Genomic DNA, 9,309 nt, shown 5'->3' on the forward strand with positions numbered 1-9,309 from the left:
CCGGCCGGCGTCAGTCCTCCGGCGGGAAGACCGGCTCCCCCGTGGCCGCCAGGGTGATCAGGATGGCCTCGACCGGGCAGCCCTCGGCCGCCGTGAGGGTGGGTTCGTTGGCGTCCGTCTGCGGGGTGCGGGGGTGGGACTGGCGGGCGGAGTCGAGGGCGAAGGCGTCCGGGGCGTGGTTCACGCACATGCCCGAGCCGATGCAGACCGCCCGGTCCACCTCCACCTGCCAGCGGTCGCCCATCACGAGCCCGCCGGCAGGTGGATCATCTTGTGCTCCAGGTACTCGCTCAGGCCCTCCGGGCCGAACTCGCGGCCCACACCGCTGTTCTTGTAGCCGCCGAACGGGCCGAGCATGTCCAGGCTGAAGGTGTTGACGTTGAAGGTGCCGGTGCGCACCCCGCGGGCGAAGTCGACGCCGTGCTCGACGTCGGCGGTCCAGACGCTGCCGCTGAGGCCGAACTCCGAGTCGTTCGCGATACGGGAGGCCTCCGCCTCGTTCCCGTACGGGATCAGGCAGACGACCGGGCCGAAGATCTCCTCGCGGGCGATCCGCATTGCGTTGTCGACGTCGCCGAAGAGGGTGGGCTCGACGTACCAGCCGCGATCCAGGCCGGCCGGGCGGCCGCCGCCGGTGAGGATCTTGGCGCCCTCCTCCTGGCCGATGCGGATGTAGTCGAGGGAGCGCTGCTGCTGGCGCCGGGCGACGAGTGGGCCGAGCTGGGTCGCCGGGTCGAGGGGGTCGCCGACGACCAGGGCGCCGGCCGCCGCCGCGAGGGCTTCGGCGATCTCCCCGTAGCGGCTGCGCGGGGCGAGGATCCGGGTCTGGGCGACACAGGCCTGGCCGTTGTTCATCCAGGCGGCGGGGACGATCCCGGCGACGGCCGCCTCCAGGTCCGCGTCGGGCAGGATCACGGCGGCGGACTTGCCGCCGAGTTCGAGGGTGACCCGGGTCAGGTTGCGGGCGGCGACCTCCATGACCCGTCGGCCGGCCGCGACCGAGCCGGTGAAGGCGACCTTGTCGATGCCGGGGTGTCCGACCAGGTACTCACTGACCTCGCGGTCCGCGGGCAGGACCGACAGCACGCCCTCGGGCAGTCCGGCCTCCCGGGCGATGTCGGCCAGGATGAAGGAGTCCAGCGGGGCCTCGGGCGAGGGCTTGAGGATGACCGACGAGCCGGTGAGCAACGCCGGGGCGAGCTTCGCGGCGGCCACGAACTGCGGGACGTTCCAGGGGATGACGGCGGCGACGACGCCGACCGGTTCACGGCGCACGAGGATCGGGCCGAGGGCGCCCTGGCGGCGCTCCTCGTACGGGTAGTCGCGGGCGACGGTGATGGCGGCGTCGTAGACCATCATCGCGCCGAGGGCCTGGGCGAGGACGCTCCAGGAGTACGGGGAGCCGTTCTGGGAGCTGATGGAGCGGGCTATCTCCTCGTGCCGGACGGTGATGGCGTCCTTGATGCGGGTGACGACGGCGATGCGCTCGTCGAGGGAGAGCCGGGGCCAGGGGCCCTCGTCGAAGGCCTTGCGGGCGGCGGCGACGGCCCGGTCGACGTCGGCCTCGCAGGCGTGCGGGACGCTGCCGATGACCTGCTCGGTGTGGGGGGAGACGACGCGGATGGTGTCGGTGCCCAGCGGATCGGTCCACTCCCCGCCGATGAACAGGTGTCCGTGTTCCACGAGCTCGGTCATGTCCGATGCCTCCAGGGGCTGCGCACGCTCTCACCGATGTCGCAGAACTGATACCAGTTCTAGTTCCAGGAGTCCACGGTCGGAGCGGGGGTGCCGGAAGATCCGATGGCCGGTCAGGACTGTTGGTGGACGGTCGACTTGGGCTACTACTGGAACGCGTTCTCGTCAGAGCGGATCGAACCGGCCAGGGAGCCCCCATGTCAGAGGTCATGTCACAGGTCACCGACCACGGCGGGGGTGTGTGGGGACTCAAGGTCCCCATCCCCGACAACCCGCTCGGGCACACCCTCGTCCACGTCCTCGACACGGACGCCGGGCCCGTCCTCGTGGACACCGGCTGGGACGATCCCGACGCCTGGGACGCCCTCGCCTCCGGGCTCGGCGCGCTCGGCCTCGCCGTCGCCGACGTGCACGGGGTGGTCATCACCCACCACCACCCCGACCACCACGGCCTGTCCGGGAAGGTCCGGGAGGCGTCGGGGGCGTGGATCGCCATGCACGCCGCCGACACGGAGGTCGTCCTGCGCACCCGGTCCGCCGAGCCGGACGTCTGGTTCGACTACATGGACGGGAAACTGGCGGCGGCCGGAGCCCCGGAGGAGCACCTGGCGCCGCTGCGGGCGGCCCGGGAGAGCGGCCGGATGCGCACCCTGCCCGGACTGCGGGCCGCCGTCCCCGACCGGGAGATCGTCCCCGGCGAGCGGCTGCCGCTGCCCGGGCGCCGGCTGCGGGCGATCTGGACTCCCGGGCACACCCCCGGCCACGTCTGCCTGCACCTGGAGGAGGCCCACCCGGCGAACCTGCCCGGCAACGGCCGGCTCTTCTCCGGCGACCACCTGCTGCCCGGGATCTCCCCGCACATCGGCCTGTACGAGGCCCCGGAGGACACCCGTGTCACCGACCCCCTCGGCGACTACCTCGACTCCCTCGAACGCGTCGGCCGCCTGGAGCCCGCCGAGGTGCTCCCGGCCCACCAGCACGCCTTCACCGACGCCCCCGCCCGCGTACGGGAGCTCCTCGCGCACCACGAGGAGCGGCTGAGCGGGCTGCGGCGGCTGCTGCTGGCCGAGCCGCTGACCCCGTGGGCGCTGGCGGAGCGGATGGACTGGAACCGGCCCTGGGAGCAGATCCCGTACGGCTCCCGCACCATCGCCGTCTCGGAAGCGGAAGCCCACCTGCGGCGACTGGTGAAACAGGGCCGGGCGGAGGCGGTCCCGGGCACGGACCCGGTGGCGTACCGGGCCGCGTGAGCGGCGCGGGCCGGCGGGCGGGGGCTCCGGCACCCCGGGGCCCGTGGGGTACGGGCCGGTAGAGTGAGGCCGTCGTCCACACTTCCGTACGGGGGGAAGCCGGTGCGAATCCGGCGCTGACCCGCAACCGTGACCCGGCCCGCAGCACGCGGGGCGGGGAGTCGGAATGCCCCGTAGCGGAGGTGCGCGGCTCGTGCCGCCGGAGCCTCCGGCGGCCGGCACCGTCGAGGTAAACGGAGCCGGAGCCCGGTGCCCGCGCGTGCCCGTCTCCCGCTCCCCGCACGAGAGGCACCCGCCCCGCCATGAACGTCCGCCGCAGCGCAGCCGCGCTCGCCGCCTCCGCCGTGCTCTGCGTGGGCGCCGCCCCCGCAGCCCTCGCCGACACGCCGCCGCCCGCCCCCTCCGCGCCGCCGGTCATCCCCTCGGGCCTCTTCGGCAAGGCCGACCCCTCCTACGACGGGGTGTGGCGCCAGTCCTTCGCGCTGCTCGCCCAGCAGACGGTCGGCCTGAAGCCCGCCCCGCAGGCCGTGGACTGGCTGACCGCCCAGCAGTGCGCGAACGGCGGCTTCGCCTCGTTCCGCGCGGACGCCGCCAAGGCCTGTGACGCGACGACCGTCTTCGACACCAACGCCACCGCGGCGGCCGTACAGGCGCTGAAGGCCCTCGGCGGCAAGGACGCCCAGGTCAAGAAGGCCGTCGACTGGCTGAAGTCCGTCCAGAACGAGGACGGCGGCTGGGCCTACGTCCCCGGCTCCCCCAGCGAGGGCAGCTCCACCTCGATCGTGATCAGCGCCCTCGCGGTGGCGGGCGACAAGCCGGCCGAGGTGAAGTCGAAGGCCGGCAAGTCCGCCTACGACGGCCTGCTCTCCTTCCAGCTGGGCTGCTCCGCCGAGCCGGCCGCCGACCGGGGCGCCTTCGGCTACCAGCCGGCCGACGGCAAGCTCGCGGCCAACGCCGACGCCACGGCCGCCGCCGTCCTGGCCGGCCTGGGCAAGGGCACGCTCGTCGAGCCCGCCACCACCGACACCCCGACGGCCCCGCTGGCCTGCCCGGCGGGCGCCGCCGACCCGGCCGCCGCCGCCCAGGCCGCCGCCGGCTACCTCGCCGAGGCCCTGAAGAAGGACGGCCACCTGACGGCCGTCACCCCGGGCGCCGACCAGCCCACCCCGGACACCGGCAACACCGCCGACGCCGTGATCGCCCTGGCCGCGACCGGGCACCGGCAGGCGGCCTCGGGCGCACTGGAATGGCTGAAGAACAACTCCGCCTCCTGGTCCAACCGGAACCCCGCCGCCCTGGCCACCCTGGTCCTGACCGCACACGCCACGGGCGCCGACCCGAAGGCCTTCGGCGGCGTCGACCTGGTGGCGGCGCTGAACGCGACCGGTCCCGCCCCGCAGCAGCCGGACGCCGAGGCGCAGAAGGTGGAGAACAAGAACGACAAGAGCGGCTCGGGCGGCCAGAACCTGTGGTGGATCATCGGGGCGGGCGCCGCGGCCGGCATGGGCATCGGCATCCTGCTGAGCGGCCGCCGCAAGAAGAACCAGCTGTGAGCCCGCGCCGTGCGCGGGGCACGGTCGGCCCGCTGGCCGTCCTCGCCCTGGTGCTGACCCTGTTCGCGGCTTCCCCCGCCCTGGCGGCGAGCTACCGCTACTGGTCGTTCTGGCAGGGCGCGGGCGGGAACTGGGGCTACGCGACCGAGGGTCCCTCGACGGCCCGGCCCGCGGACGGCGCCACGCTCGGCTTCCGCTTCTCGGTGAGCAAGGACGCCGGCGCGGAGGCGGCCAAGCCGCGCGCCGCCGCCGACTTCGACGCCGTCTGCGGCGCCACCGCCGCGGCGGAAGGGAAGAAGCGGGTGGCGCTGGTCATCGACTTCGGGATGCCCGGGGACGCCCCCGCCGGCGAGGCCCCGCCGCAGGAAGGCCCGCGCACCGCCTGCGCCCAGGTGGCCCCGGACGCCACGGCCGCCGAGGCACTGGCGTCGGTGGCGAAGCCGCTGCGCTACAACGGCGCGGCCCTGCTGTGCGCGGTCTCGGGCTATCCGCGGTCGGGCTGCGGCGAGCCGCTCGCGGACGGCGCGGAGCCGAAGGCTTCCGCCTCCGCCCCCGCCTCCGCCGCCCCGTCCCCGGGCGGGGGCTCCGGCCCCTCGGCGGGCCTGGTCGCGGGCGTCGCGGCGGTGGCGGCGCTGGGCGCGGCGGCCGTCTGGCAGTCCCGCCGCCGCAGGCGATGACGGGTCCCGACACGGCAGGGTCCCCGGTCGCCGGCGCACCCGCGGCCCGGCCGGGCGGGACCCCGACCGGCGCCGACGGCCCGGCCCGGCACGGCCGTGACGGCGACACCGCCCACGGCGCGGCACGTGCCGGCGCACCGCCGGCCCGGCCGGGTCCCGGCGGGGCCGGTCGGGGGCCGCACGGGCCGACGTACGACCGCCGGAGGCAGTGGCGGGCTCCCGAGGCGCGCCGGAGCAACGCCCTGCACGCGGGTGCCTGGTGGATCTGGGCCCTCGGGCTCGCGGCCGCCGCCTCCCGGACCACCAATCCGCTGCTGCTCGGGCTGATCGTGGGCGTCGCCGGCTACGTGGTCGCGGCCCGCCGGACCGAGGCGCCCTGGGCGCGCTCGTACGGCGCCTTCGTCCGGCTCGGCCTGTTCGTCGTCGGGCTGCGGCTGCTCTTCTCCGTCCTGCTGGGCTCCCCGGTACCCGGAGCGCACGTCCTGTTCACCCTGCCGGAGGTCCCGCTCCCGGCGTGGGCGCAGGGCATCCGGTTCGGCGGCCGGGTCACCGCCGAGCAGCTGGTCTTCGCCTTCTACGACGGCGCGAAGCTGGCGACCCTGCTGATCTGCGTCGGCGCGGCCAACGCCCTGGCCAGTCCGGCGCGGCTGCTGAAGTCGCTGCCCGCCGCGCTGTACGAGGCGGGGGTGGCCGTCGTCGTCGCCATGACGTTCGCGCCGAACATGGTCGCGGACGTGGCCCGGCTGCGTACCGCGCGCCGGCTGCGCGGCCGTCCCACGGCCGGGGTCCGGGCCGTCCTCCAGATCGGGCTGCCGGTGCTGGAGGGCGCGCTGGAGCGTTCGGTGGCCGTCGCCGCGTCGATGGACGCGCGCGGGTACGGGCGTACGGCCCAGGTCCCGCCGGCGGTGCGGCACACCACCAACGCCCTCACGCTGGGCGGCCTCCTCGGCATGTGCGCGGGCACGTACGCCCTCCTCGCGGCGGAGGGCGCCGGCTATGGGCTGCCCCTGCTCGGCATCGGCCTGGCCCTGGCCCTCGCGGGGCTGCGGCTGGGCGGGCGGCGCAGCGTCCGGACCCGCTACCGGCCCGACCGGTGGGGGGCCCGCGCCTGGCTGGTCGCCGGGTCCGGGGCGGCGGTGGCGGCCCTCCTGATCCGTGCGGTGTCGGTGGATCCCGAGGGGCTGCGGCCGGGCGTGGTGCCGCTGGTCGCGCCGGGGCTGCCGCTGTGGCCGGCGGCGGCGGTCCTGATCGGCCTGCTCCCGGCCTTCGTGGCCCCCGTCCCTTCCCCCTCTTCCAAGGAGCCGTCCCGTTGATCCGCTTCGACCAGGTCTCGGTGACGTACGACGGCGCCGCGCGGCCGTCGCTGCGCGACGCGGACTTCACCCTCCCGGAGGGCGAGCTGACCCTTCTCGTCGGCCCGTCGGGGGTGGGGAAGTCGACCCTGCTGGGGGCCGTGTCCGGGCTGGTCCCGCACTTCACGGGCGGCACGCTGCGGGGCCGGGTGACGGTGGCCGGCCGCGACACCCGTACGCACCGGCCGCGCGAGCTCGCGGACGTGGTGGGCACGGTGGGGCAGGATCCGCGGGCCCACTTCGTGACGGACGTGGTGGAGGACGAGCTGGCGTACGGCATGGAGTCGCTGGGCCTGCCGCCCGCGGTGATGCGGCGCCGGGTGGAGGAGACCCTGGACCTGCTGGGCCTGAACGAACTCCGCGACCGCCCGATCGCGACCCTGTCCGGCGGCCAGCAGCAGCGGGTGGCGATCGGCTCGGTCCTGACGACGCACCCGCGGGTGCTGGTCCTGGACGAGCCGACCTCCGCCCTGGACCCGGCGGCGGCGGAGGAGGTGCTGGCCGTGCTGCAACGCCTGGTCCACGACCTCGGCACGACGGTGCTGATGGCGGAGCACCGCCTGGAACGGGTCGTCCAGTACGCCGACCGCGTCCTGCTCCTGCCGTCCCCCGGCACGGCCCCGGTCCTGGGCACGCCGTCGGACGTCATGGCCGTCTCCCCGGTCCACCCCCCGGTGGTGTCCCTGGGCCGCCTGGCGGGCTGGACCCCGCTCCCCCTGTCGATCCGCGACGCCCGCCGCGCGTCCGCCGCGCTCCGGGCCCGGCTGTCCGAGGAGAACGGTCCTCGAACGCCGGACGGGCCGGGATGTCCGGCCCCGCCGGTGTTCGAGGCGCGGGGGCACGGGGACGGAGCCCCCGGAACGGGGTCCGGGGCGGAGCGCCGGGAAACGGGGGAAGGGCGGGGCCGCGAGCAGCTCCGCGCAGCGGTCCCCACCACACCCGCACCCGTATCGGTCCCCGCCCCTCGCTCCGGCCTGCTCGGCCGCCTCACCCGGCGCGGCCGGGCCGCCGCGACGGCCGCCGAGCCCACCGGCGCCCCGGCCGCCACCGCCACGGCCCTCGGCATCCGCCGCGCCCGCACCGAGGTCCTCCACGACGTCACCCTCACCGTCGCCCCCGGCGAAACCATCGCCCTGATGGGCCGCAACGGCGCAGGCAAGTCCACCCTGCTCGCCGCCCTCACCGGCACCCTCGCCCCCACCACCGGCCAGGTGACGGTCGGCGGCCGCGCCCCCCACCGCACCCCGCCCCCGGAGATGGTCCGCCGGGTCGGCCTCGTCCCGCAGGAACCCCGCGACCTCCTCTACGCCGACACCGTCGCCGCCGAGTGCGCCGCGGCCGACGCCGACGCCGGGGCCGCGCCCGGGACCTGCCGGGCCCTGGTCAGCGCCCTGCTGCCCGACGTACCGGACGACACCCACCCCCGGGACCTGTCCGAGGGCCAGCGCCTCACCCTCGCCCTCGCCCTCGTCCTGACCGGCCGGCCCGCCCTGCTCCTCCTGGACGAGCCCACCCGCGGCCTCGACTACGCCGCCAAGGCCCGCCTCGTCGAGACGCTGCGCGCCCTCGCGGCCGACGGCCACGCCATCGTCCTCGCCACCCACGACGTGGAGCTCGCCGCCGAGCTGGCCCACCGCGTCGTCATCCTGGCGGGCGGAGAGGTCGTCGCCGACGGGCCGACCGCCGAGGTCGTGGTGTCCTCGCCCGCCTTCGCCCCGCAGGTGGCCAAGGTCCTGGCCCCCGGCCACTGGCTCACGGTCTCCCAGGTGGCCGCCGCGCTGAAGGCCACGGAGGCCACGGACGCCACGGCGTCGCCCCGGACCCCGGAGACCACGCCGTGAGCCCCCGCCCCGTCCGCATCGGCCCCCGCGCCGCCGCGGCCCTGGTCCTGGTCACGCTGATCGGTGTCGCCGCCTTCGGCTGGCCCCTGCTCGCGGACGCCCGGTCGGGCCTGTCCCACTCCCAGGACGCCCCCTGGCTGTTCGCCGCGCTGCTCCCGCTCCTGGTGGCCGTGGTCGTCGCGACCATCGCCGACAACGGGATGGACGCCAAGGCGGTGGCGATGCTCGGCGTGCTCGCCGCCGTCGGGGCGGCCCTGCGGCCGCTGGGTGCGGGCACGGCCGGCCTGGAGCCGATGTTCTTCCTGATGGTGCTCAGCGGCCGCGTCCTCGGCCCCGGGTTCGGGTTCGTCCTGGGCGCCGTCACGATGTTCGCGTCCGCCCTGCTCACGGGCGGGGTGGGGCCGTGGATGCCGTTCCAGATGCTGGCCATGGGGTGGTTCTCGCTGGGCGCCGGGCTGCTGCCCGGGGCGGAGGGGCTCCGGGGGCGGGCCGAGCTGGCGCTGCTCGCGGCGTACGGGTTCCTGGGCTCGTTCGCGTACGGCACGCTCATGAACCTCCAGGGCTGGGTGCTGCTCCAGGGCATGGGCCAGGGGGTCTCCTTCCGTCCGGGGGACCCGGTGGCGGAGAACCTCGCGCGGTTCGCGGCGTACTGCCTGGCCACCTCGCTGGGCTGGGACCTCGGGCGGGCGGCGCTGACGGTCGTGCTGACCTTCGCCCTCGGCGGCACCCTGCTGAGGGCACTGCGGCGGGCGACTCGGAAAGCTGCGTTCGACGCGCCGGTTTCCTTCGATTCGGCGGGCGGGAGTGGCCCAGGACACGCACCCGAAAGGGTATGAACCGGCACGCACGGTGACATCCGGGCCCCGTGGCGGTGAGGCGGCCCACAGGACCCACGTCACATCCGACCCCGCCTAGTAGCCCCGCCCCACCCCCGCCCACCG

Annotated in this window: 8 protein-coding genes and 1 riboswitch; of the genes, 6 read left to right on the forward strand and 2 right to left on the reverse strand. The window is 75.9% G+C overall.

Annotated elements, in window-relative coordinates; translation table 11 throughout:
• Nucleotides 1-10 precede the first annotated feature (10 nt).
• Nucleotides 11-244 (reverse strand): ferredoxin, encoded by a 234-nt coding sequence (locus WDV06_RS26230; protein WP_395512245.1) that lies wholly within the window; start codon nucleotides 242-244, stop codon nucleotides 11-13.
• Nucleotides 244-1,695, reverse strand: coding sequence for an aldehyde dehydrogenase (locus WDV06_RS26235; protein ID WP_395512246.1), 1,452 nt, complete (start codon nucleotides 1,693-1,695; stop codon nucleotides 244-246). Before WDV06_RS26235 ends, WDV06_RS26230 begins: the two co-directional genes overlap by 1 nt.
• Nucleotides 1,696-1,904: 209 nt before the next feature.
• Here WDV06_RS26235 and WDV06_RS26240 point away from each other — a divergent pair, with 209 nt between their 5' ends.
• The 6 genes from WDV06_RS26240 to WDV06_RS26265 all read left to right on the forward strand — a co-directional run bounded on the left by WDV06_RS26240 (nucleotide 1,905) and on the right by WDV06_RS26265 (nucleotide 9,204).
• Nucleotides 1,905-2,945 (forward strand): MBL fold metallo-hydrolase, encoded by a 1,041-nt coding sequence (locus tag WDV06_RS26240; RefSeq protein WP_395512252.1) that lies wholly within the window; start codon nucleotides 1,905-1,907, stop codon nucleotides 2,943-2,945.
• A 94-nt stretch (nucleotides 2,946-3,039) separates the two neighbouring features.
• Nucleotides 3,040-3,108, forward strand: a riboswitch (cobalamin riboswitch).
• 139 nt (nucleotides 3,109-3,247) lie between these two features.
• Nucleotides 3,248-4,498 carry a prenyltransferase/squalene oxidase repeat-containing protein gene (locus tag WDV06_RS26245; RefSeq protein WP_395512247.1) on the forward strand — a complete coding sequence of 417 codons (1,251 nt, stop codon included), beginning with the start codon at nucleotides 3,248-3,250 and terminating at the stop codon, nucleotides 4,496-4,498.
• Nucleotides 4,495-5,175 carry an SCO2322 family protein gene (locus WDV06_RS26250; protein WP_395512248.1) on the forward strand — a complete coding sequence of 227 codons (681 nt, stop codon included), beginning with the start codon at nucleotides 4,495-4,497 and terminating at the stop codon, nucleotides 5,173-5,175. Before WDV06_RS26245 ends, WDV06_RS26250 begins: the two co-directional genes overlap by 4 nt.
• Nucleotides 5,172-6,488, forward strand: a complete 1,317-nt coding sequence (locus WDV06_RS26255) for an energy-coupling factor transporter transmembrane component T family protein (protein WP_395512249.1) — start codon at nucleotides 5,172-5,174, stop codon at nucleotides 6,486-6,488. Before WDV06_RS26250 ends, WDV06_RS26255 begins: the two co-directional genes overlap by 4 nt.
• Complete coding sequence (locus WDV06_RS26260; protein WP_395512250.1) at nucleotides 6,485-8,368, forward strand: ABC transporter ATP-binding protein; 1,884 nt, start codon at nucleotides 6,485-6,487, stop codon at nucleotides 8,366-8,368. Before WDV06_RS26255 ends, WDV06_RS26260 begins: the two co-directional genes overlap by 4 nt.
• Nucleotides 8,365-9,204: an ECF transporter S component gene (locus WDV06_RS26265; RefSeq protein ID WP_395512251.1), complete on the forward strand. Its 840-nt coding sequence runs from the start codon at nucleotides 8,365-8,367 to the stop codon at nucleotides 9,202-9,204. Before WDV06_RS26260 ends, WDV06_RS26265 begins: the two co-directional genes overlap by 4 nt.
• Nucleotides 9,205-9,309: the final 105 nt, after the last annotated feature.

The sequence above is a fragment of the Streptomyces racemochromogenes genome (assembly GCF_044129415.1).
In the GTDB taxonomy this organism is placed as follows: Bacteria; Actinomycetota; Actinomycetes; order Streptomycetales; family Streptomycetaceae; genus Streptomyces; species Streptomyces racemochromogenes_A.